The sequence below is a fragment of the Actinophytocola algeriensis genome, assembly GCF_014203735.1.
In the GTDB taxonomy this organism is placed as follows: Bacteria; Actinomycetota; Actinomycetes; order Mycobacteriales; family Pseudonocardiaceae; genus Actinophytocola; species Actinophytocola algeriensis.
This window is the reverse complement of record NZ_JACHJQ010000017.1, coordinates 14,175-34,418: the sequence shown is the minus strand read 5'-3', so window position 1 is coordinate 34,418 and position 20,244 is coordinate 14,175. Positions and strand designations below refer to the sequence as shown.

The 20,244-nt window shown below is 69.6% G+C and carries 24 protein-coding genes and 2 pseudogenes; 13 read left to right on the top strand and 13 right to left on the bottom strand.

Going from position 1 to position 20,244, the window contains the following annotated elements:
• Nucleotides 1-119 precede the first annotated feature (119 nt).
• Both FHR82_RS44645 and FHR82_RS44640 read left to right on the top strand, forming a co-directional pair.
• Nucleotides 120-704 (top strand): dihydrofolate reductase family protein, encoded by a 585-nt coding sequence (locus FHR82_RS44645; protein WP_184816780.1) that lies wholly within the window; start codon nt 120-122, stop codon nt 702-704.
• Between the two features lie 54 nt (nt 705-758).
• Nucleotides 759-860: pseudogene (locus tag FHR82_RS44640) on the top strand (helix-turn-helix domain-containing protein); the annotation flags it as partial.
• 2 nt (nt 861-862) lie between these two features.
• Here the strand turns inward: FHR82_RS44640 and FHR82_RS44635 are convergent.
• Nucleotides 863-1,106, bottom strand: a pseudogene (locus FHR82_RS44635) (class II glutamine amidotransferase domain-containing protein); the annotation flags it as partial.
• A gap of 189 nt (nt 1,107-1,295) precedes the next feature.
• Between FHR82_RS44635 and FHR82_RS44630 the strand changes: the two are divergent.
• The 4 genes from FHR82_RS44630 to FHR82_RS44615 are packed head-to-tail and all read left to right on the top strand — an operon-like array spanning nt 1,296 to nt 4,789.
• Nucleotides 1,296-2,024 carry an isochorismatase family protein gene (locus tag FHR82_RS44630; RefSeq protein WP_184816779.1) on the top strand — a complete coding sequence of 243 codons (729 nt, stop codon included), beginning with the start codon at nt 1,296-1,298 and terminating at the stop codon, nt 2,022-2,024.
• Complete coding sequence (locus FHR82_RS44625; RefSeq protein ID WP_192772852.1) at nt 2,021-3,928, top strand: anthranilate synthase family protein; 1,908 nt, start codon at nt 2,021-2,023, stop codon at nt 3,926-3,928. The genes FHR82_RS44630 and FHR82_RS44625 overlap by 4 nt, the downstream gene beginning before the upstream one ends.
• The gene (locus FHR82_RS44620; RefSeq protein WP_225943859.1) at nt 3,921-4,202 is read left to right on the top strand and encodes a hypothetical protein; all 282 of its coding nucleotides are present in this window, start codon (nt 3,921-3,923) and stop codon (nt 4,200-4,202) included. Before FHR82_RS44625 ends, FHR82_RS44620 begins: the two co-directional genes overlap by 8 nt.
• A complete protein-coding gene (locus FHR82_RS44615) occupies nt 4,199-4,789 on the top strand; it encodes a pyridoxal 5'-phosphate synthase (protein WP_184816776.1) in 591 nt (196 codons plus the stop codon). Before FHR82_RS44620 ends, FHR82_RS44615 begins: the two co-directional genes overlap by 4 nt.
• Here the strand turns inward: FHR82_RS44615 and FHR82_RS44610 are convergent.
• Nucleotides 4,780-5,610: a PhzF family protein gene (locus tag FHR82_RS44610; RefSeq protein WP_184816775.1), complete on the bottom strand. Its 831-nt coding sequence runs from the start codon at nt 5,608-5,610 to the stop codon at nt 4,780-4,782. The two genes, FHR82_RS44615 and FHR82_RS44610, sit on opposite strands and share 10 nt — an antisense overlap.
• A 125-nt stretch (nt 5,611-5,735) precedes the next feature.
• On the opposite strand from FHR82_RS44610, the gene FHR82_RS44605 reads away from it, so the two are divergent.
• Complete coding sequence (locus FHR82_RS44605; RefSeq protein ID WP_184816774.1) at nt 5,736-6,206, top strand: PhzA/PhzB family protein; 471 nt, start codon at nt 5,736-5,738, stop codon at nt 6,204-6,206.
• Nucleotides 6,203-7,201 (top strand): methyltransferase, encoded by a 999-nt coding sequence (locus FHR82_RS44600; protein WP_184816773.1) that lies wholly within the window; start codon nt 6,203-6,205, stop codon nt 7,199-7,201. The genes FHR82_RS44605 and FHR82_RS44600 overlap by 4 nt, the downstream gene beginning before the upstream one ends.
• A 115-nt stretch (nt 7,202-7,316) precedes the next feature.
• On the opposite strand, the gene FHR82_RS44595 is transcribed toward FHR82_RS44600, so the two are convergent.
• Nucleotides 7,317-8,507 (bottom strand): LLM class flavin-dependent oxidoreductase, encoded by a 1,191-nt coding sequence (locus FHR82_RS44595; RefSeq protein ID WP_311771598.1) that lies wholly within the window; start codon nt 8,505-8,507, stop codon nt 7,317-7,319.
• 257 nt (nt 8,508-8,764) lie between these two features.
• Between FHR82_RS44595 and FHR82_RS44590 the strand changes: the two genes are divergently transcribed.
• Both FHR82_RS44590 and FHR82_RS44585 read left to right on the top strand, forming a co-directional pair.
• Entirely contained in the window at nt 8,765-9,031 is a 267-nt protein-coding gene (locus tag FHR82_RS44590; RefSeq protein WP_184816772.1) for a hypothetical protein, read from the top strand.
• Between the two features lie 69 nt (nt 9,032-9,100).
• A complete protein-coding gene (locus FHR82_RS44585; RefSeq protein ID WP_184816771.1) occupies nt 9,101-9,643 on the top strand; it encodes a hypothetical protein in 543 nt (180 codons plus the stop codon).
• 126 nt (nt 9,644-9,769) lie between these two features.
• Here FHR82_RS44585 and FHR82_RS44580 read toward each other — a convergent pair whose 3' ends face one another.
• The 5 genes from FHR82_RS44580 to FHR82_RS44560 form a co-directional block, all read right to left on the bottom strand.
• Nucleotides 9,770-10,639, bottom strand: a complete 870-nt coding sequence (locus FHR82_RS44580) for a hypothetical protein (protein ID WP_184816770.1) — start codon at nt 10,637-10,639, stop codon at nt 9,770-9,772.
• Nucleotides 10,640-10,923: 284 nt separating this feature from the next.
• A complete protein-coding gene (locus tag FHR82_RS44575) occupies nt 10,924-11,295 on the bottom strand; it encodes a VOC family protein (RefSeq protein ID WP_184816769.1) in 372 nt (123 codons plus the stop codon).
• A complete protein-coding gene (locus FHR82_RS44570) occupies nt 11,292-12,065 on the bottom strand; it encodes an arsenate reductase/protein-tyrosine-phosphatase family protein (protein WP_184816768.1) in 774 nt (257 codons plus the stop codon). The genes FHR82_RS44575 and FHR82_RS44570 overlap by 4 nt, the downstream gene beginning before the upstream one ends.
• 121 nt (nt 12,066-12,186) lie before the next feature.
• The gene (locus tag FHR82_RS44565) at nt 12,187-12,966 is read right to left on the bottom strand and encodes a maleylpyruvate isomerase family mycothiol-dependent enzyme (RefSeq protein WP_184816767.1); all 780 of its coding nucleotides are present in this window, start codon (nt 12,964-12,966) and stop codon (nt 12,187-12,189) included.
• A 634-nt stretch (nt 12,967-13,600) separates the two neighbouring features.
• Complete coding sequence (locus tag FHR82_RS44560) at nt 13,601-13,870, bottom strand: DUF4333 domain-containing protein (RefSeq protein WP_184816766.1); 270 nt, start codon at nt 13,868-13,870, stop codon at nt 13,601-13,603.
• Nucleotides 13,871-14,111: 241 nt separating this feature from the next.
• On the opposite strand from FHR82_RS44560, the gene FHR82_RS44555 reads away from it, so the two are divergent.
• The 3 genes from FHR82_RS44555 to FHR82_RS44545 all read left to right on the top strand — a co-directional run bounded on the left by FHR82_RS44555 (nt 14,112) and on the right by FHR82_RS44545 (nt 16,343).
• Entirely contained in the window at nt 14,112-14,444 is a 333-nt protein-coding gene (locus FHR82_RS44555; RefSeq protein WP_184816765.1) for a hypothetical protein, read from the top strand.
• Between the two features lie 166 nt (nt 14,445-14,610).
• Complete coding sequence (locus tag FHR82_RS44550; protein ID WP_184816764.1) at nt 14,611-14,925, top strand: hypothetical protein; 315 nt, start codon at nt 14,611-14,613, stop codon at nt 14,923-14,925.
• Between the two features lie 95 nt (nt 14,926-15,020).
• On the top strand, nt 15,021-16,343 hold the full coding sequence (locus FHR82_RS44545) for an MFS transporter (RefSeq protein ID WP_184816763.1): 1,323 nt from the start codon (nt 15,021-15,023) through the stop codon (nt 16,341-16,343).
• 9 nt (nt 16,344-16,352) lie between these two features.
• Here FHR82_RS44545 and FHR82_RS44540 read toward each other — a convergent pair whose 3' ends face one another.
• The 5 genes from FHR82_RS44540 to FHR82_RS44525 form a co-directional block, all read right to left on the bottom strand.
• Nucleotides 16,353-17,591 carry a CHAP domain-containing protein gene (locus FHR82_RS44540; protein ID WP_225943860.1) on the bottom strand — a complete coding sequence of 413 codons (1,239 nt, stop codon included), beginning with the start codon at nt 17,589-17,591 and terminating at the stop codon, nt 16,353-16,355.
• Nucleotides 17,592-17,614: 23 nt separating this feature from the next.
• On the bottom strand, nt 17,615-17,917 hold the full coding sequence (locus FHR82_RS44535) for a hypothetical protein (protein ID WP_184816762.1): 303 nt from the start codon (nt 17,915-17,917) through the stop codon (nt 17,615-17,617).
• Between the two features lie 392 nt (nt 17,918-18,309).
• A complete protein-coding gene (locus FHR82_RS45555; RefSeq protein WP_221465106.1) occupies nt 18,310-18,495 on the bottom strand; it encodes an RGCVC family protein in 186 nt (61 codons plus the stop codon).
• A gap of 141 nt (nt 18,496-18,636) precedes the next feature.
• Nucleotides 18,637-19,029, bottom strand: a complete 393-nt coding sequence (locus FHR82_RS44530) for a S26 family signal peptidase (RefSeq protein WP_184816761.1) — start codon at nt 19,027-19,029, stop codon at nt 18,637-18,639.
• On the bottom strand, nt 19,026-20,228 hold the full coding sequence (locus FHR82_RS44525; RefSeq protein WP_184816760.1) for a cytochrome P450 family protein: 1,203 nt from the start codon (nt 20,226-20,228) through the stop codon (nt 19,026-19,028). Before FHR82_RS44525 ends, FHR82_RS44530 begins: the two co-directional genes overlap by 4 nt.
• Nucleotides 20,229-20,244: the final 16 nt, after the last annotated feature.

Sequence of the window (20,244 nt, the reverse complement as noted above, 5' to 3'; positions counted from 1 at the left end):
AGTCGGACGAGATCGCGGGCGGTAGCATCACTGACTTCGAACCGTGGCGTCCTTCGCTCCTGGCCACCTCTTCCGGCTCAGGTCCGGGCATCGAAGAGACGGATCTCTGGGGAGTGTGCATGTCCATCTCCGTGCTCGACATGTCGATGTCGCTCGACGGGTTCGTCTCGGGTCCGAACGACGGACCCGGTAATCCCGGCGGCGACGGTTTCGCACCGCTGCACGCCTGGATGTTCACCCCCGAGGACGAGCGCCGCCAGTCCGGGCCGGCCGGCGAGATGAACGCGTACATCCTCGCGGCCGGTGCGGTCGTTGCGGGTCGGCGGACCGCCGAACAGGTCAACCACTGGGACGGCGTTCACCACGGCGACGGGATCCCGGTGTTCATCCCCAGCCACCGCCCGCCGGACCCGTCGGTCGCCGAGTTCCCCTTGATCACGTATGTGGCCGACGGCATCGTCAGCGCGATGGAGCAGGCGAAGGCCGCCGCCGGGGACCGGCACGTGCACGTGATCGGCGGCTACACCGCACAGCGCGCCTTCGAGGCGGGTGTGCTGGACGAGGTGCGGATCCACCTGGTGCCCGTGTTGTTCGGTGGCGGCCGCAGGCTGATCGAGGTGCTGCCGGCACAGGTCGAACTGGAGGTGGTCCAGGTGGTCTCCTCACCGGAAGCCACGCACCTGCACTACCGCGTCCGTCGCTGAAGGGCCTCGCCAACTCCCTTCCGCGCATGCGGTGATGACCGCGCGGCGCAGCTCCGGGTCGGGTGCACCCAACCGACGGTGAGCCAGCAGATCGCCGCGCTGGAGAGAGCCGTCGGTGGCCCGGTGTTCGATCGGCCGGGTGGGCCCAACTCCTAGAGCGGTTTGACGCCGAGCCGGTCGCGGACCAGCACGAGCCGTTGGTCGCGCTCGTCCCACAGGGCGAACGCGAACATGCCGTTCAGCCGCTCCGCGACGCCGTCGCCCCACTCCAGGTAGCCCCGCAGCACCACTTTCCGTGTCGCCGGCGGTGCGGAACCGGTGCCCCTTGGCCAGCAACAGCTCCCGCAGTTCCGCGAAGTTGTAGGCCTCACCGGAGTGGACGAGGGCGACGGCGCCACGGGGGTGTCCGCCGTGTCTCTCCAGACGAGCATTTCAAACGTACTGGTCAGCTCATTTTCCCGACGATCGACAATTGTCGCGGTAAGACCTGAACCACTGATATCGCAATTCTGTAGCAACGCTGGAGATGCACTATTCGTACTGAGCGGGCATCGTGAAAACATCATCTGCCAACCGACCGAGGGGACGTGCATGCCCGAGTTCGCCGTGCAAGTTTCGGAGACCGGACCCGTGCGGATCGGTTCCCCGCGGGTCACCGGGTCCCCCCGCGGTGCGGGTGAGAACGCTGGTGCGGGTGAGAAGGGAATCCCGTCGATCGCGGCCTACCCGCTGCCGAGCTCCGGCGAACTGCCGGACAACGTCGCCGACTGGGTGGTCGAACCCGACCGCGCGGTCCTGTTGATCCACGACATGCAGCGGTACTTCGTGCGGCCGTTCCCGGACGAGATCGCCGTGCCGCTCGTCAGCGCCATCGCGGGCGTCGTCGACCGGTGCCGCGCGCAGGGCGTGCCGGTCTGCTACACCGCCCAGCCAGGCGGGATGACCGAGGACCAGCGCGGCCTGCTCAAGGACTTCTGGGGCCCGGGGATGACCGTCCAACCCGCCGACCGCGAGGTCGTCGAGCCGCTCGCCCCGCGGCCGGGAGACCGGACGTACACGAAGTGGCGATACAGCGCGTTCCACAAGTCCGACCTGCTCGCCGACCTGCGCGCGCTCGGCCGGGACCAGCTGGTCGTCTGCGGGGTGTACGCGCACGTCGGGGTGCTCATGACCGCCGTGGCGGCGTTCACCAACGACATCCAGGCGTTCGTCGTCGCCGACGGCACCGCCGACTTCTCCGCCGAGGACCACCGGCTCGCGCTGGACTACGCGGCGCGTCGCTGCGCCGTCGTGTGCGCGGCCAAGGAGGTTCTCCCGTGATCGAGCGGATCCGCGGCACCGCGCCGCCGCCGTTCGCGATCGTGCACCGCCCGCACGCCACCGGGGACCACGTCGACGTGCTCGTCGGCGAAGTGTCCACACCGGACACACTGGCGGAGATCGCGTTGCCCGACGACGGCCCGCCCGGCCACGACGTGCTCGTCATCGTGCCCTACCGCCAGGTCGTCGAGCGCGGGTTCGCGGCCGTGGACGACGGGGCGCCGCTGATCGCCATGCGCGTCACCGACCAGGCGATCCTGCCGAGGAGCGAGGTGCTCGGGCAGATCCCCGACGAGCCGATCCCGTTGTCCGGCGGCCACTTCGACCTCGACGACGACACCTACGCCGAGATCGTGCGGCGCGTCATCACCGAGGAGATCGCGCAGGGCACCGGCGCGAACTTCGTGCTCAGGCGGTCGTTCGTGGCCGAACTCCCCGGCTACCGGCCGGCCGCCGCGCTGACGTTCTTCCGCAGGCTGTGCGAGCGCGAGCTGGGCGCCTACTGGACGTTCGTCGTGCACACCGGCGATCGCACGTTCGTCGGAGCCACCCCGGAACGGCACGTGAGCCTGCAGGACGGGGTCGCGGTGATGAACCCGATCAGCGGCACGTACCGCTACCCGCCGTCCGGCCCCACCCTCGCCGGGCTGATGGACTTCCTCCACAACACCAAGGAGAACGACGAGCTGCACATGGTCGTCGACGAGGAACTCAAGATGATGGCGCGGGTCTGCGCGGCAGGCGGACGTCTCACCGGCCCGTTCCTCAAGGAGATGAGAAGGCTCGCGCACACCGAGTACCTCATCAAGGGCAAGTCCACAATGGACCCCCGGACGATCCTCCACGAGACGATGTTCGCCCCGACAGTCACCGGCAGCCCGGTCGAGAGCGCCTGCCGGGTGATCAGCCGGTACGAGCCGGATGGCCGCGGCTACTACAGCGGGGTCATCGGGTTGATCGGCCGCGACAACGCGGCTCAGCGCCACCTCGACTCCGCGATCCTCATTCGCACGGCCGACGTCGACGGCCGGGGGCGCATGCGGATCGGGGTCGGCGCCACCCTCGTCCGCCACTCCGACCCCGACTCCGAGGTCGCCGAGACCCACGCGAAGGTCGCCGGGCTGCTCTCCGCGCTCGACGTCGGCGGCCCGGCCCGGTTCGGTGAACGACCCGAGGTGGTCGCCGCGCTCCACCGCCTCAACGCCCCCCTCGCCGGGTTCTGGCTCGCCGACACGCGGCTCGACGCCCCGCCCCCGTCGCTCGCCGGGCGGTCGGTGCTGGTGATCGACGCCGAGGACACGTTCACCGCGATGATCGCCCAGCAGTTGACCACCCTCGGCCTCGACGTGACCGTCCGGCGGTTCGACGAGCGCTACACCGCGCAGGGCCACGACCTCGTCGTCATGGGGCCTGGGCCCGGTGACCCCCGGGACACCGACGACCCGAGGATCGCGCACCTGCACACGGCGATCGACGCGTTGTTGGACCGGCGGGTGCCGTTCCTGGCCGTGTGCCTGAGTCACCAGGTGGTGAGCCTCAAACTCGGGCTGCCGGTCAGCCGCTGCCCGGCACCCAACCAGGGCACCCGGTCCGAGATCGACATGTTCGGCGAGCGCGAGGTCGTCGGGTTCTACAACTCCTTCGCCGCCCGCAGCGGAACCGACGTGTTCCACCACCACCGGGCCGGCCGGGTCGAGGTCAGCCGCGACCCCGGCACCGGCGAAGTGCACGCCCTGCGCGCGCCGCACTTCGCGACCATGCAGTTCCACGCGGAGTCGGTGCTCACCAAGGACGGGCCACGGATCCTCGCCACTCGGATCAAAGAGGTGCTGGACAACCATGCGAGCCACGATCACCTGGTGGGACCTGAGCGATTCGGCCCAGACCATCGACTCATTGCGTGAGCACCTGCGGGACGGGGGCGTCGCAGCGTGGGGCGACGTGCCCGGACTTCGCCTGAAGTTCTGGATCTCCGATCGGGCGGGCAACCGGTGGGGCGCGGTCATGCTGTGGGAGCCGGGCCATCCGGCCGAGCAGCCGTTACCACCGCACCGCGCCCTCGAACTGATCGGCTACCCGCCGACCGAGCGGGTGCGCTTCGACGTCGAGGCCACCGTGGAGGGTCGCTACACCCTGGCGGCGCTGTCCGGTCTCGGCCTGGCACTGGAGGAGACGTGACCGACACCGCAATCCCGCCCATCGAGCCGATCGCGTTGGCACAGCACTGGTTCAAGACCGCCGTCGAGGACGGCGCCAGCGAGCCGGGGGTGCTCTCGCTCGCCACCGTGAGCGCGGCCGGCCGCCCGTCGAACCGGGTCGTGCAGACCATCCGGTTCACCGACCGGGGGCTGGTCTTCGCCAGCTACACCACGAGCCCCAAGGGCCGGGACATCGCGGCGACCGGCTGGGCGTCCGGGGTCCTGTACTGGCGGGAGACGAGACGGCAGGTCATCCTCACCGGCCAGGTCGAGCAGCTCTCCGACGCCGAGAGCGACGAGCTGTGGCACGCCAGGGCACCAGGCCTGCACCCGATGTCGGTGGCCTCCGCCCAGAGCGAGCCGCTCGCCGACGCGGCCGCGTTGCTGGCGCGGGTGCGCGAGCTCGGCGCGGCCGGTGAACCGCTGCCGAGGCCCACCACCTGGGTCGGCTACCACCTCGTGCCGTCCACGGTGGAGTTCTGGGAGGACAGACCGGAGCGGCTGTACTGGCGGATGCGGTACGACCACGACGGGCAGGCGTGGACGCACACACGACTTCAGCCGTAGAACGTCCCGCGCGCGACCACGACCGCCGACCCGGCGACCTCGACCTGGTCCACCCGCTCGCCCTCGCCCCACGCGGTGGCGAGCATCCGCGACGGCCTGCCCATCTCCACGCCCTGCCAGATCTCGATCCGGCTGCCGTACGGGATCAGGCCCCGCCGGGCCAGGTGGACCGCGAGCGGGCCTGCCGCCGAACCGGTCGCCGCGTCCTCGGCCACCCCGTAGGCGGGTGAGAACATCCGCATGCGCCAGGAGTCCCCGGACCGGGCGAAACAGTTGGCGGCCACGTCGAGGTGCTCGGCCAGCGCGCGCTGGTCGGGCCGCACCGCCGACAGCGCGTCCACGTCGGGCAGGCCGACGTAGACGTGCCGAGGTCCGTTGCGGTACACCTCGACCGGCAGCGTCGAGTCCTTGACGCCCAACGCGTCCAGGAGATGCGCTGCGTGCTCGTACGGCTCCCAGGTCGGCACGGGCTGGCTCATCCGTGCCGAAGGGGCCGCCGCGCCTGCGCGGTCGTAGGTGAACGGGATGGTGCCCATCCTGGTCTCCATCAGGAGGGTGTCCCGGTCGCCTGCCAGCACGATCGCGGCGCCCAGGGTGGGGTGACCGGCGAACGGCAGTTCGTTGACCGGCGTGAAGATCCGCACCCGTACGTCTCCGTCGTGCTCGGCGGGCAGCACGAACACCGTCTCGGAGAGGTTCATCTCGCGGGCGAGGCGTTGCATGCGCTCGGCGGTCAGCCCGGCGGCGGCCACGAACACCGCGACCGGGTTGCCGGACAGCGGCTCTTCGGTGAAGACGTCGGCGACGACATATTCGTGCATCTTTCGAAAATAGCGTGCACCCGACCGAGAAGACTTGCGGTGGGATACACCGAGGCTGGACGTTTGACAGATTCCGGTCGGCGACGTTACAAGTGTTGTCGGCCGTAAGACAGATTGGCGGGGTAATGGACGCATTTGATCGAAACGCCGAGTCGCGACGCCACAACCGGGCCGTGGTGGAGGACTACATGAGCCGCCGCGGTGAAGGCCGTCTCACCAGGTACGAGCTGTTCACCGACGACGGCAGCGGCGGGCTGTACACCGGTGACACGATGGCACCGATCATCTCGGTCGGCCGGGAGAAGCTGAAGGCGCACGGGGTTTGGTCACTGCAGATCTTCCCGGACTGGGTCTGGTACAACGTCGAGATCTTCGAAACCCAGGACCCCGATAGATTTTGGGTGGAGTGCGACGGGAAGGGCAAGATCCTGTTTCCCGACTACCCGCCGGGGCACTACGAGAACCACTTCATCCACGCGTTCCGCTTTCGCGACGGCAAGATCTGCGAGCAGCGCGAGTTCATGAACCCCTACCACCAGATGCGTGCCCTCGGCATCGACATCCCGGTCATCAAGCGGGCGGGGATCCCGACGTGAGCGCCGACGGGACGCCCGCGAGCACGGTCATCGAGCTGATCACCGGCGGGTGGCGGGCGCAGGCGGTGCACACGGCGGTCAAGCTGCGCCTGCCCGACCACGTGGCGGACGGCAGGACGACCGACGCCGAACTGGCGGCGGCGTCGGGCGCCAAGGAGGACGGCATCCACCGGCTCATGCGCCTGCTCGTGGCCATGGGCGTGTTCGCGGGCAACGGTGACGGGTACCGCAACACCGACGTGAGCAGGGCGCTGCTGGACCGGCCAGGATCGCAGCGCGACATGTGCCTGCTCTACGGCGAAGACTTCTACACCGCGTGGGGCCACGCGGTGGAGGCGATCAGCACGGTCAGCTCCGGTTTCGAGCTGGCCTACGGCAAGCCGGTGTACGAGTACTTCACCGCCGACCCGGACGCGGCGGAACGCTTCCAGGGCGCGATGCGCGCGGGCAACCTGTTCTTCGACGCGGTGCCGGGCGTGTTCGACTTCGCGGGCAAGCGGGTCGTGGACCTCGGTGGCGGTTCCGGGCAACTGCTCGGCGCGATCCTGGCGGCCACCCCGGACGCCGACGGTGTCCTGCTGGACCTGCCGAACGTCGTGACCGCGGCGAAGCCCCGCCTGTCCGAGTTCGCGAACCGCCTGGAACTGGTCGGTGGCGACATGTTCGAGTCGGTTCCCGAGGGCGGCGACGTCTACCTGCTGTGCCGGGTGCTGGCCGGTCACGCCGATGACGCGGTGGTGGAGCTGTTCACCGACGTCCGGCGCAACCTGACCGCCCCGTCCGCGCGGTTGCTGCTGCTGGACCGTCTGGTGGTCGACGAGAACTCGACCGTGCTGCCTGCCTTGTGGGACCTGCACCTGCTGATGACCACCGGCGGCAGGCACCGTTCGCTCGTGGAGCTGCGCACACTGCTCGACCGCGCCGGCCTCGAGATCGAACAGACGGCCGACCTGCCGGTGGAGACCACGGCACTCGTCGTGCGCGCGAAACGCTGAGAACGCGCCGCTGACCACGACACCGCACCCGGCGTCCGCCGCGGCGGGCGCCGGTGGTCGGCACGGGCCCGGCTGACGGCGACGCCGCCGGCCGGGCCGGTGCTGGCGAGCGCGGTCAGGCGGCCGGGTCCCGGTCGAACTCGGGGATGAGGTCACCGATGAGGCGGATGCTGGTGGTCACCGCGTCGTCGGGGATGCTGCCGATCTGCTGCAGGCACATGAGGCGGTCGATGCCGAGGTCGGCGTAGGCGCGCAGCTTTTCGCGGCAGGTGTCGGGGCTGCCGACGATCAGCGACTGCTGGGCTGCCAGGACGGTGAAGAGCTCGTCGTCGGGCACCTGCACGCCCTCCAGCACCTTGCCGATCAGCAGCTGCGCCTCCGTCGGCGCGTTGTCGGCCTCGCCGCGCAGGAACCGGCCGGTCAGGCCGCCGCCGTCGGGCGCGTCGAGCAGGTCCTGGTGGCGGCGCATGGTGGCGGCGAACTCGGTGGCGGCCTCGAAGAACGTCAGCGCGGTGACCGTGTACCAGGCGGCGGCCGCGGCGGCGCCGTCGCGCATGGCCTGCTCGTCGGTCTCGGCGCAGTGCACGAAGGTGAAGTAGGCGACCTGGTTGTTCACGAACGACCCGACCGGATCGGTGCACGCGGCCGCGGCGGCCCGGTACAGCTGGATCATCCTGCCGACCCGCTCGAGCGGCTCCCACATGGTGGTGCCCAGCACCCCGACCCCGCGGCGCCCGGCGTCCTCGAACGAGGAGGGACTGGCCGCGGCCTGCCACAGCGGTGGATGCGGCCGCTGGAGCGGCTTGGGGACCACCGAGACGTCGTCGATCTGGTAGGTGTCGCTGTGGTAGGAGAACCGGTCCGACGTCCACATCCCGGGCACCATCTCGAACGCCTGCCGGGTCTGCGCGCGGGCCTGCTCCGGTTCGATGCCGAACAGCCGCCACTCGGGGATGGTCGACCGCGTCATCCCCAGCTCGACGCGACCACCGCTGAGGTGGTCGAGCGTGGCGGCGCGCTCCGCGATCCGGATCGGGTGGTTGAACCGGCCGGGGGCGAGCACGGCCGCGTGCCCGAGCCGGATCCTGCTGGTGTGCTGGGAGATCGCCGCGAGCAGCAGCTCCGGCGCCGAGGACAGGCTGAACTCGCCGGCCCCGTGGTGCTCGACCTGCCACCAGCAGCCGTACCCCAGCTCGTCGGCCAGCTTCGCCTGCTCGATGGCCTTCCGGAACCGCTGCTGCTCGTGGCCCGCCGGCCAGGGTCGCGGATTCTGGATCTCGTTGAACAGGTCGATCTTCACCGGCACGCCTCTCGTCGCTGTGGCACCACGACTGGTTTCTCCCGAACCGGCCCTTCCGTTACACGACGTGCCAGACCGGTCACGCCGGGATGCGCCCGCGCACTGGTCCGTGCGTTTGTCATGCCCACCCTTGACCCGCTCAGCGGATGGTGGGGCCCACCCTCGGCGCGATACTCGGAAGGTGGCCGTGGCAGCCGCGTCGGTCCTCGCCGCGCGCATGCTCGGCGCCACACCCCGCCCAGCAGCATTGTGAGGCTCGAACCATGCGGATTCGTCGGATCGTCACTGGTGCCGCCCTGGTGGCCGGACTGTCGGTCGCGTCGGTGGTGGCCGGGAGCACGCCGGCCGCCGCCGATCAGCTCGACTGCTCGTTCTACCTCTTCTTCCAGGGCTACGGCGGCAAGATCGTGGACATCGGCTGCAACTTCGGCGCGCAGGGGAACCAGGTGATCTGTGAGGGCTCGTTGCGCATCGCCGGGGTGCCCGACGACATCGGCCGCGAGGGGTGCCGCAGAGCCGCCCTTCCCTGACGCGGTCCGTTCAGTGGCCCGCGCGGCAGTACCCGGTTTCGGCCGGGCACGGAGCGGGCAGCCGTCGTCATGCGCGTGATCATCCAGCCGTCGTACGGCACGAAGGAGGCGCGGCGGCACTGGGCGGAGACGCTGGACCGGCCGGTGCCGTTCCTGCGGTCGCGGTACGCGGAGGCGCTGAGTGCGGCGGAGCGTGCCGAGCTGGTCGCCGCGCACCCGGACGGGGAGGCCTGCTTCTGGGGTGCCACCGCACAGCACGACAGGAGGATGGACCTGCTCGACGCGGGCGACGTCGTGCTCCTCACGGGGCAGAAGCACGTGCGTGCGGTAGGGACCGTCGGCTGCTGCCTGCGCAACGACGAGCTGGCCCGCCGGCTGTGGAATCCGGACCCCGCCCGCTGCCTGTGGCGCAACGTCTACACGTTCCGTGTCTACCGTCCGGTGGCGATCCCGTACGAGCGGGTGTGGGCGCTGCCGGGATTCACGGTCGGCGACAACTTCATGGGTCTGCGTTTCCTCGACGCGGAGAAGAGCGCGACCATCATCGCCGGGCTGGGCGTCGCGGAACTGCTCGCGCACGGGAGCGCCCACCAGCGACGCGGGCAGTCCTGACTCCGTCACCGCTGCCGGGCGAGCCGGTCGTCCCCGCGGGAGCCACTCCGGCAACCATGGATGCTCCCGGCCCGCGACGACAGCTGCCGGCTCCCGGATGCGGGAGCCGGCAGCGTGCTGGCGGGGTCAGTCCAGGCTGAAGGAGCCGCTCTCGATGGACTCGGTGTACGCACCGCCGATGCCGGCGCCTGCGCTCAGTTCCTCGAAGTAGGACGCCGTGATGTCGTCGTCGTCATCGTGGGAACCGTCCTCGTAGGAACCGTCCTCGTGGGCATCGTCCTCGTAGGCATCGTCGTCCTCGTGGGCACCGTCGTCCTCGTGGACGGCCTCGTACCCGTCGACGCCGTCCTTGACGACGGTGGTGTCCTCGGACGAGTTGCCGATGACGGTGTTGTTGTGGATGCCGTTGACCACATAGGTCACCTGGGTGTCCTCGGACTCGGTGTGGACGACATCGACATCGTCCGCCCAGTACCAGTCCGGCCCTGGCGAGAACCCGTCATCCTTGACGACGGTCGTCTCCTCGGACGAGTTGCCGACCACGCTGTCGTTGTAGATGCCGTTGACCACATAGGTCACCTGGGTGTCCTCGGACTCGGTGTGGACGACATCGACATCGTCCGCCCAGTACCAGTCCGGTCCCGGCGAGAACCCGTCGTCCTTGACGACGGTGGTGTCCTCGGACGAGTTGCCGATGACGGTGTTGTTGTGGATGCCGTTGACCACATGGGTCACCTGGGTGTCCTCGGACTCGGTGTGCACGACATCCCCGCCATGCCACCAGTACCAGTCGGGCCCGTCCGCGAACCTGCCGACGTCGGTCGCGTGCGCGGCGGCCGCGGTCCCGCTCTCCGTCGCGACCGCACCCGGCTGCGCCTGCTCGGTCACCATGGTCTCGCCCGCCACTCCCGCGGACGCGGTCAGCGGCGCGATCACCATGGCGATCGGCACGGCAAGGGCCGCGTAAAACACACGACGGCCAGCCAATTCGGGCATTGCTGTCTCCTTACGAAGTGATCGATGAACGATCTCGGACGTCTTCGCACGTTACTGCCGAATGCCCAGGAAAGAATTGCGTGGAATACGAAGAGGTGCGCACATCCACCCCTTCGCGTTACGCAGTTCCACAGGGTGATCGCCGACATTGCGATCACCGCTCCAGAACGTGAAACACCTCCTCGACCGGGCGAAGGACAAAGTCAGCGAGACAGGCTGCCCGCTCCCCGCCCCGCGAGCATTACCGCACTGCCAGGATCTGGCCGACGCACAGGCGAGGGCCTCTAGGCCGGTTCGAACAGCTCGACGAGGTTGCCTGCCGGGTCGGCGAGCAGGATCTGGCGCCCGCCGGGCCCGGTGACCAGGTCGCTGCGGAAGGAGATGCCCGCGTCGCCCAGCCGGGCGATCTCGGCGTCCAGATCGTCGAGGACGAGGTGGATGCGATTGTGGCCGGCGGCCGCGGCGTCCTCGGGGGTGGCGCGGGCGCCGGAGCTGGCGGGTCCGGACAGCAGGAGGCGCAACGATCCGCGAGTCACGTCCGCGAAGGCGGGTGCGGCGTCGGTGCGGAGGGTGAAGCCGAGGTGGGTGGTGTAGAAGTCGATGGCCGATTGCACGTCGTCGACGAGGTAGCGGACGCTGGCGTACTGGTCAGTCACGGCTGGATCTCCTCGTGGTGGTCGGTGGCGAGGACCGGCAGCAGGTGCCGGACGCGGGTGTCGATCTCCTCGGCGGTGTCCTCGAAGCGGCGATGGGTGGCTTGAGACGTGCCCGTGCCGTTGGCCGGGTCGGGGATGCTCCAGTGGGCGCGCCGCGGGTGGTGGTCGAACTCGGGGCAGGCTTCGCGGGCTCTGTCGCACAGGGTGATCACGTGGTCGAAGCGGCGCCGGGTCACGGTGTCGAGGTGCCGGGGGCGCCGGCCGGCGATGTCGATGTCGAACGCCTCGCGCAGTATCTGTGCGGTGGTGGCGTGGAGCTGGGGTTTGGGGCGGGTGCCGGCGCTGACGGCGTGCACCCAGCCGTCGGCGCGGTGCTGGAGCAGGGCCTCGGCGATGGGCGAGCGGGCGCTGTTGCCGGTGCACACGAACAGCACGGCGACCTGCTTCCCCACGACCGTGGGGGTCGTACCTGATGGTCGCAGGGCCGGGTGGAGGGCGGCGCCGGTGGCGGCCAGCGCGTTCGCGCAGTGGCCGAGATCCAGGTGGTAGTAGCTGTCGCGGCCGTCGAAGCTGCTGCGGGTGGTGGTGACCAGCCCGCCGTCGCGCAGGAGCCGCAGGTGGTAGGAGACCAGGTTCTGCGGTTGGCCGACCAGCGCCACCAGCTCGCGGACCCGGTAGTCGCTGCCTGCGAGCTCGGTGAGCAGCCGCCAGCGGAGCGGATGCGCGGCCAGCCGGACGAACGACGGTGGTGCTTGACCCGAGTCCAGCATGCCCCACAGCATACATCAAACTGGATTGATGGACTGTCCTTGAGGTGCGCGGATGTCATCGCAGACCGGCCGAGCAGCCGGCCACGCGAATCACCGTCGACGAGTGGCCGTCCAGATGTGGTCAGCCGTCGGTGACCCAGTCCATGTGTCCGATCCAGTGGTCGAACAGGGCCCGATCCCCGAGCACTTCCACGCCGGGAGCCGCTGCCAGCGAGCGGCGCCTGCTGAGCACGAGCAGCAGCTCGACGGCCGGGCCGCGTACCGCGACGTCCGCCTTCGTGTGCGTGCGTTCCAGGACGACCCTGTCCGGCTCCCGGCGTGCCACCCACTCCCCGGGCGCGTCGGTCGCGTGGAAATGCAGGGTCTGGCCCGCGCCGCGCATCGCATCGGCGAAGTCCGGCCTGTTCTCCCAGTAGCCGCGGGAGGTCATCGTGTCCAGCCAGTCCTCGATGGCCTCGACGGCGAACTCCGGCGCCAGCTCGTACCGCATGCCGAGCGCCACGGCCGCGTCCGCGCGATGCACGCAAGCCTCGCCGAACATCCGGCGTGACCAGAACAGCACGCCAGCGGCACCGCCGGACGGATCCCACACCGGCGTGTCATCGGCGACCGATTCGAACGCCTGCTTCACCTCGGCAGCGCCCTCGGTCAGCCAGGCGCGCCACTGGGCCGGATCGGCCGGACCAGGAACGTAGCCTGCGAACGCCCTGCTCGGCTCGGTCATCCGCTCACCCACGAGCATCGCCGCCATGCGCTGCCCCGCACCGACGTGGTCGACGAGGTCAGCCAGTGTCCACTTCGGACACGTCGGCACCGGGGCAGACGCATCCCTGCCGTGCACCCAATCGGCCAACGTGCTCGTCTGCTCGACGACAACGTCCAAATACGCGGACGTGTCCATCGCCGCACCTCCTAGCGGGTTGTGGACGACTTCCCTTGCCGGTGATGCTAGTGCTGTGTCCGCTTGCGGTGGCCGGGTGAGTTCGTGGTTTGCCCTCGCCGAACGGGTGTCTTCGTCGGACGGGTTTGCCTCCGGCGGCTCCTCGCCGGAGGGGCAGGTCTCCGGGATGGCTACCGGGGGGTTGGCATCTTCGGAGGCTTGACATGGGTCGGTCTGCCTGCCATCCCGTTGTGCCGTGAAAGGCGCTTTCAGGGCATGGTCAACGCCCTCAACGCGCCTTTCACAACACCGGCGATGTCCCGAACGCGCCTTTCACGGCATACCCATCCACCCGGCGGACCGGGATGCTGTCCGCACCTCTCGGACAACTGGCGCTGACTCTGCCGGCCACGGGAGCTCGAAGGTAGGAAATAATGCGCGATTCCGGCGCCTCGGCGACATCGCACCGAGTTCGGGTAATTCACTCGTCATTTATGGTGCCGAAGAGAACTTCTGGCAGAATGATATCGGAGCGATTGTCTTCCGTCGCGCCGTCAGCTGGCCGGCTCTTCGTCGACCTTGACGTCGTACTCCGCCTTGCCGTTGTGGTACGAACCGACGGTCGCGGTCAGTCCATACCGGACGGATCCCGCGCTCAGCTCGCAGCGGACCGACTCCCCTCCTTCGCTTTCACCGAGCCGGGGCACTCGACCGAGTCCGGACGCTGCCCCACAGCCTTCTCCAGCGCGTCGCTGATGCCCTGTTCGAGGTTCTCCTTCGAGATCGTGGGGTCTTCCGCAGGCGCCACGCTCACCGAGCAACCCGTGAGGGTCACCACGGCGCACGCGGCACCGGTCAGCACAGTTCGAACAGCGAGCAACATCCGCACAATCTCTCCCTCGTGTCGCCGCGTCGGCTGAATCACGCCCCGCGGCACCTGAACTCCACAGTGGACATACGCACGGGACATACGCACGGGACATACGCACGCGGCCGCAGTGTCGCAGCGAGTCACAGATCTATCACACGACCACCGCGCCCGTACGGGACGGTGCACAGTGGAGTACGGGTGCACTACGGGCAGCGCAGTGCAAGGAGCAACCCATACGATGCCCATGGCGCAGGTCGCGTCCTGACCAGTCACGCCCTGATCGACCGGAGAACACATGACCGTCCCGAATGGGCAACTCCCCGTTCAGGAACGCGCCAGGGCGCACGCGGAGCAGGTCCTCGGACCACAGACCGCCAAGCGGCTCGCGCCGTTCCGCGACGGTGTCCTCTACGTCAAGGCAGGTGGAGGGGCACGGTTCCTGGCCTGGCTGGTGGACGTCGTCGTGCTGGTGCTCGGCATGGGAGTCGGCGTCGTCATCGTGGGCGGCAAGGCAGCATGGGCGATGCTGGTGAGACTCCTGATGCCCCTGCTGGTCATCGGCACGATCATCGGCACCCTCGCGGCAGGTGGCGGCGGTGCCACCCCCGCCCGTGCGAGGAGGCGCTGACCGCCACCGCGACGTGCGGGGACATCGACGAGAGGCTTTGATGGGCAGAAGGTGGGCGCGCCTGCGGCGTCGGCTCGTGCGAAGGATGTCCGGGGCAGGGCCCGTCGGCGGCACACTCGCCGCGCTGCTCAGCTTGGGGCGAGCGAGGAACTGGGACTGTGAGGACGTGTTCAGGGAGACGGCGCTCGCCGTCGACGGTGTGGCGTCCGCGGAGTGGGACTGCAACTTCCAGTTCGGTGGCGGCTGGATACGTAGCGACGTCGTGCTCGAGGCGACCACCGAGGACGAGGCCGTCGCGGTCATGGAGGACCTCCTGCGGGCCTTCGCCGCGTCGCCCGACCTCGAGGACGGCTGGAGCACTCCGATGGAGTACGTCACCGAGGACGGGTCGATCATCGTCTCCGTAGGGAACCTGGACGGGTTCAACGGCGTGCCGAACGTCGGCGAGGTGCGCGAGCACTACGCCATCACACCCGGCTGAGGTGGGTGAGATGACACGGCTGCCACCTTCAGCGGTGCCCGACACCGCACTCGGTTGATCACACTGATGTCGACCGTCAGAACGGAGAGGTTCCGATGTCCGACTCAGTCCGCCACACCGCCCCCGCACCCAGCTCTGCCAGGACCAGGGAGGAGCGCCGGGTGCTGGCGAGCACCCTCGCCGGCACCACCATCGAGTGGTACGACTTCTTCATCTACGCCCAGGCCGCGAGCCTGGTCTTCGCCCCGCTGTTCTTCGCGCCGCTGGGCGAGGAGTCCGCCGGGCTCTCCGAACTCGTCTCGCTGGCCACCATCGGCATCAGCTTCCTGTTCCGCCCGCTCGGCGCGATCATGGCCGGCCGGTTCGGTGACCGGCTCGGCCGCAAGAAGATGCTGGTCCTCACGCTGCTGCTGATGGGCGGGGCGACCACACTGATCGGCCTGCTGCCGACCTACGCGGGCATCGGCATCGCGGCGCCCATCCTGCTGATCGTGCTGCGCATCGTGCAAGGCTTCTCGGCAGGCGGCGAGTGGGGCGGCGCGGCGCTGATGGCGGTCGAACACGCCCCGACGCACAAGCGCGGCCTGTTCGGCGCCTACCCGCAGATCGGCGTCCCGATCGGCCTGATCCTGGCCACCGGCGTGCTCTGGCTGATCACCTCGCTCACCACCGAGGACCAGTTCCTCTCCTGGGGCTGGCGCATCCCGTTCCTGTTCTCCGTCGTCCTGATCATCGGCGGTTACATCATCCGGCGCATCGTCGAGGAAAGCCCGGTCTTCCAGGAGATGCTGACACGCAGGGCGCACTCCTCGGCCCCGCTACGGGACCTCTTCCGCTCCCACACCCGGGGCGTCGTGCTCACCGCGCTGATCTTCGTGGCGAACAACGCCGCCGGCTACCTGCTCATCGCCTACTTCATCGGCTACGGCACGTCTCTCGGCCTGTCCCGCCCCAGCGTCCTGGCCGCCACGGTCGCGGGCGCCGTCGGCTGGCTCGTCTTCACCCTCTGGGCCGGCGGGCTGTCCGACCGCATCGGGCGCGTGCGCACCTTCCAGATCGGCTACGCGGCGCTGTTCGTGTGGATGATCCCCATGTTCCTGCTCATGCAGACCGCCGACGTGCTGCAGTTCGCACTGGCGATCGTCGTGCTGTCCTTCGGCCTCGGCCTGTCCTACGGACCGATGTCGGCCCTGTACGCCGAGATGTTCCCACCCCAGGTCCGCTACTCCGGCGTCTCCATCGGCTACGCGCTGGGCGCCATCCTCGGCGGCGCGTTCGCACCGACGATCGCACAGGCGCTGGTGCGGTCGACCGGCACGGCCGTCTCGGTCGGGGTCTACATCATGGCGCTGTCGGTGGTCTCGATCATCGCGGTGTCCCTGGTCCGCGAACCGCGCGGAGTGGACCTGCACACCTGACGACCTCGCTCACCGCGGGTGCACGCCGCCGTAGAACTCGCCACCGGACAGACTGTGGGTGACCCGCTGGACCCGGTCACTGGAGTTGCCCTCGATCAGCGTGACCTGGTCGCCGTCGACCGATTCCACGATCCCGATGTGGGTGCTGGTGCTCGTGGACTCCGGGCCGCTGCCGAACAGCAGCACGTCACCGGGGCGTGCCTGGCCGAGGTTGCCGGCGTCGTAGGCCAGGCCACGCTCCTGGCCCCAGGTGTAGACGTCGCCGGTGAACGGCAGAGACGGGATGTCGACACCGGACTCGCGCCACACCCACGTGGCGAACGACGAGCACCACGCCGCGGCCGGGCCGTACTTGTTCTCGTCGCCGGGACCTTCCTCGTAGCCGAGCTCGCCCTGGGCGACGTCGAGGATCTTGCCCTCCGTCTCGCCGTTCGGGTGCTCCCCACCTGGCGCCTCCCCTGGCGGGGCTTGCTCGCCGGGCGCTTCGCCACCGGGCGGACCACCGCCAGGCGTTCCGCCAGGGGTCTCGCCCTGGGTGTCGCCACCGCCAGGACCACCACCCGGCGCCGTACCCCCTGGCGACTCGCCGCCCGGCGTCTCACCTGGTTCCCCGTTGCCGGGCCCGAGCTGTTCCGGCACGACCGGGACCCACTCCAGTGGCTCGCCGCCGTTCGGCGCGAACGTGCCGGTGTCCGGGTCGGGCAGCGTGGAGAACCTGGGGTTGATGCCGTCCAGGAGTCCGGACACCGCGGACGCGGCACTCGTCACCGCCGAGTTCGCGAGGTCGATCTGTTCCACGACCTGCGGGCGGTACCGCTCGACCGCCTCGTCGACCTGCTTCTCGAGTTCGCCTTCCTCTGCGGGGCAGCCCATCGCCTGCACCTCGGTGACGAGGTTGGCGAACACCCCTTCCAGCGCGTCCCGCGCACCCTGCACCGCACCGCCCGCGTTGAGCAGATCGGAAGCCGCGCTGGTCAGCGCGTCGGCGACGGACATCCCGGCAGCGGTGAACCTGCCCATGTAGTCGACGAAGCTGTCGGCGGACGCGCCGTCCCACGCGCCGTCGACGTCGCCGATCACAGACTTGACCTTGTACGTCGCCACCGCGGTCCTGCCGCCTGCCTCGGTGAACCTGGTGCCGAGGTCGTCGAACACCCCGCCGTCCACCGTCTGGTAGACCGGGTCGGCCAGGGCCGCCAGTTGCGGCGCGCTGCCGGGCAGCGCGCCGACGTCGTCCTTGTGCGTCATGGTGCCTCCACCTCATGCCAGTCTCATGCCGGGGTCAGGCACCGGACGTTGTGCTGATCGGTCCCGCGGACGCTGTCGATCACGGCCTCGACCGCGACGCCCACCTGGGTGAGCCGCTCGCCGGCCTTGTCGATCTCGACGCCGACGGCTTCGGAGAACGCGTTCACCGCGTCGGCAAGACCCGCGGCCCCGTCGAGGTCACCGAACGAGCCTGCGCTGACCCCGGCGGGAAGACCGTCCGCGGCGGCGGCCATCGGCCCGGCCTGGCCGGACAACTCGGTGCGGCACTGTTCGAGAGCTTCGAAGTTGACGGTGAAATCGCCCATGCCCATCTCCACTTGTCGTGACCGCGGTACGCCGAACACGGTTTCGACCGTGGCATGCACCCCGCCGCCAGGCCAGGACTGCGCACCGGCCATCTATGTCCTGTGGAAAAGCGGTGGTCAGCGCGCTGTCGTCGGGGCAGCCGGTCAGGCGTTGCCCCGGTGTGGCGTGTCCTCGCCGGACGGGCGGCCTACCGGACGGGCCTCCTCGCCGGAGGGGCAGGTCTCCGGGATGGCCTCGCGGGGTGGCAACGGGGTTGGTTTGGCAAAGGTCGGTCTGCCTGCGATCTGAGTGTCGCGCCGTCGGCTGGCTCGGTCGCCAACGCGGTGAGACCGAGCAACAACGTCACCGGGGTGCCGGCCGACCCGTGGCTCCGGTCAGCGGCTCCTCCCGGTCAGCCTGCCGCTCCCCCGTCGCCGTTGGTCGCGTCCGGGGCGCAGACGCATCCTCGGCTGGCGCGGCTGACCGATGTCGCGGCGCAGTAGCGGGCCGCGATGTCGTCGTGCGTTCGCCAGTCGTGGCCACACGCGGCACACCGCCGCGCTCCCGAAGTCTCCCCGTGCGCGGGGCTTGGCGCCATCACGGCACTCACCTGTCCGTTCTCCGTGTCGTCGAGCGATGACCTCTCTGCTCTGCCACGCAGGAGAGTGCGGTCGACGGAGTTCGGCAAGGGGGCGTCACCGCAGGGTAGCCCACCTTCGACCCGGGCGGTCGCGCCGTGTCAGGGGGCGGCTCGGAGTCTGCGTACGACCACCGCGAGGACGCCGGCCCGTTCGACGTAGCCGTAGGTGCTCGAGTCCTCGCTGCGGAGGTTGTCCCCGCGCACCACCACGTGACCGGCGGGCACGAACCGCTGCCGGTCCCTGACCCAGTCCGGGGTCGGGTCGCCGGGCAGGGCGACCAGGCGCTTCACGCGGTAGGGCGGCGCGTCCCGCACGTTGGTCGGCGGGGTGAAGACGATCGCGCGACCGCGGCGCAGCAGCGGGAACCGGGCCGCGAGCAGCACGTCGCCGTCGGTGTAGGTCGGTCGCATGCTGTTGCCGCGCACCGTGACCACGACGAGGAGTCTGCGTGCGACGGCGGCCACGAGCACCGCCGCCACCAGTGTCCTCATCGGACGGCGAGCTGGCTGAGACCGGCGCGGGCGCGGGACGCCTCGACGATCACGCCGTCGCGCACGCGCAGCAGTGCCGGGAAGCCTTCCTGACCGAAGGCAGCGGACACGGTGGACTCCCACGGCACCACGGCGACCTCGGCGACCGAGGAGAGCCGGGTGGCCAGGTCCGTGGTCGGCTCCGCCGCACCGCTGTCGACGAGTGCGACGAACCGTTCGGCGGGCGGGTCGTCGAGCAGGTCCGCGACGACCGCGGTGCACGGCGAGCAACCCGCCGCGAAGAAGCCGACCAGGACGTCGCCCGTAGCGAGGTCCTCGGTGTCCAGCCTGCTGCCGTCGAGGCGTTCGAGGGAGAACGGTCCGACGGGGGTACCGGCCGTCGGAAGACCGTCGTCGTGCGGGACGACGGTCCGGTTCTGCAGGTCGCGGACGCGGCGGATGAGCGCGAACGTGAGCAGCAGGTGGCCCACGGTCGCCACCGCGAGCAGGACCACGGCCACGATCAGCACGATCATGGGTTTTCCCTTCTGTGTACGGCTTTCGCCGGGTCGGAGAACAGGTAGGCGAGCTCGTCCCAGTGGACGGCGACCAGCCCGCAGACAGCACCCGCGGCCACCGCGACGAACGCGGCGGCGTCGAGCTGCGGGTGCCTGCCCGCCGCGAGTCCACACGAGCCCCACATCCGTGGTCCACACCCGGAACGTGTCGTAATCCTCGGCAGGCACGCCGAGCAGCTCGCACATGACCGCCAGCGGCAACGGGTTCCCGAAATCCTCGACGAACTCACAAACGTCTGCCGAAGCAAGGCGATCGGTCAGCTCTTCCGCCTTCGCCCGGATGAATGGGCGCAACCCGTCGATCATTCGCGGCGTGAATGCCTTGTTCACCAGACCGCGCAGCCGCCGGTGGTCCTCCCCGTCGTGGTTGACGATCATGGGGACGAACCAGTCGTAGATGGGGCCCGCGGTGACGCCGCTCATCTCCAGATATCGCTTGCCGTTGTGGTCAAGGCGCGGATCCCGCAGAAGATCACGCGCCTCGGCGTACCGCAGCACGAGAATGCCGATCGGGCTGTCCGCGTACCAACTGCGTTCCTGCGCCTCGACCACCTCCGGCGCGTCGTAGCGGAATTCTTGATCGACGATGTTGAGGAACGGAATATCACGCGAGATCGACGTGCCGTCCACCACGGTTCCCATTTGTTGCCTCCCGTCG

Coding starts and splice junctions, on each gene's coding strand:
- FHR82_RS44610 (WP_184816775.1), bottom strand. CDS start 5,610: ATGCACGAATATGTCGTCGCCGACGTCTTCACCGAAGAGCCGCTGTCC.
- FHR82_RS44570 (WP_184816768.1), bottom strand. CDS start 12,065: ATGCTGGACTCGGGTCAAGCACCACCGTCGTTCGTCCGGCTGGCCGCG.
- FHR82_RS44590 (WP_184816772.1), top strand. CDS start 8,765: ATGCGGATTCGTCGGATCGTCACTGGTGCCGCCCTGGTGGCCGGACTG.
- FHR82_RS44545 (WP_184816763.1), top strand. CDS start 15,021: ATGTCCGACTCAGTCCGCCACACCGCCCCCGCACCCAGCTCTGCCAGG.
- FHR82_RS44540 (WP_225943860.1), bottom strand. CDS start 17,591: ATGACGCACAAGGACGACGTCGGCGCGCTGCCCGGCAGCGCGCCGCAA.
- FHR82_RS44525 (WP_184816760.1), bottom strand. CDS start 20,228: ATGGGAACCGTGGTGGACGGCACGTCGATCTCGCGTGATATTCCGTTC.
- FHR82_RS44535 (WP_184816762.1), bottom strand. CDS start 17,917: ATGGGCGATTTCACCGTCAACTTCGAAGCTCTCGAACAGTGCCGCACC.
- FHR82_RS45555 (WP_221465106.1), bottom strand. CDS start 18,495: ATGGCGCCAAGCCCCGCGCACGGGGAGACTTCGGGAGCGCGGCGGTGT.
- FHR82_RS44555 (WP_184816765.1), top strand. CDS start 14,112: ATGACCGTCCCGAATGGGCAACTCCCCGTTCAGGAACGCGCCAGGGCG.
- FHR82_RS44580 (WP_184816770.1), bottom strand. CDS start 10,639: ATGCCCGAATTGGCTGGCCGTCGTGTGTTTTACGCGGCCCTTGCCGTG.
- FHR82_RS44565 (WP_184816767.1), bottom strand. CDS start 12,966: ATGGACACGTCCGCGTATTTGGACGTTGTCGTCGAGCAGACGAGCACG.
- FHR82_RS44605 (WP_184816774.1), top strand. CDS start 5,736: ATGGACGCATTTGATCGAAACGCCGAGTCGCGACGCCACAACCGGGCC.
- FHR82_RS44530 (WP_184816761.1), bottom strand. CDS start 19,029: ATGAGGACACTGGTGGCGGCGGTGCTCGTGGCCGCCGTCGCACGCAGA.
- FHR82_RS44630 (WP_184816779.1), top strand. CDS start 1,296: ATGCCCGAGTTCGCCGTGCAAGTTTCGGAGACCGGACCCGTGCGGATC.
- FHR82_RS44645 (WP_184816780.1), top strand. CDS start 120: ATGTCCATCTCCGTGCTCGACATGTCGATGTCGCTCGACGGGTTCGTC.
- FHR82_RS44585 (WP_184816771.1), top strand. CDS start 9,101: ATGCGCGTGATCATCCAGCCGTCGTACGGCACGAAGGAGGCGCGGCGG.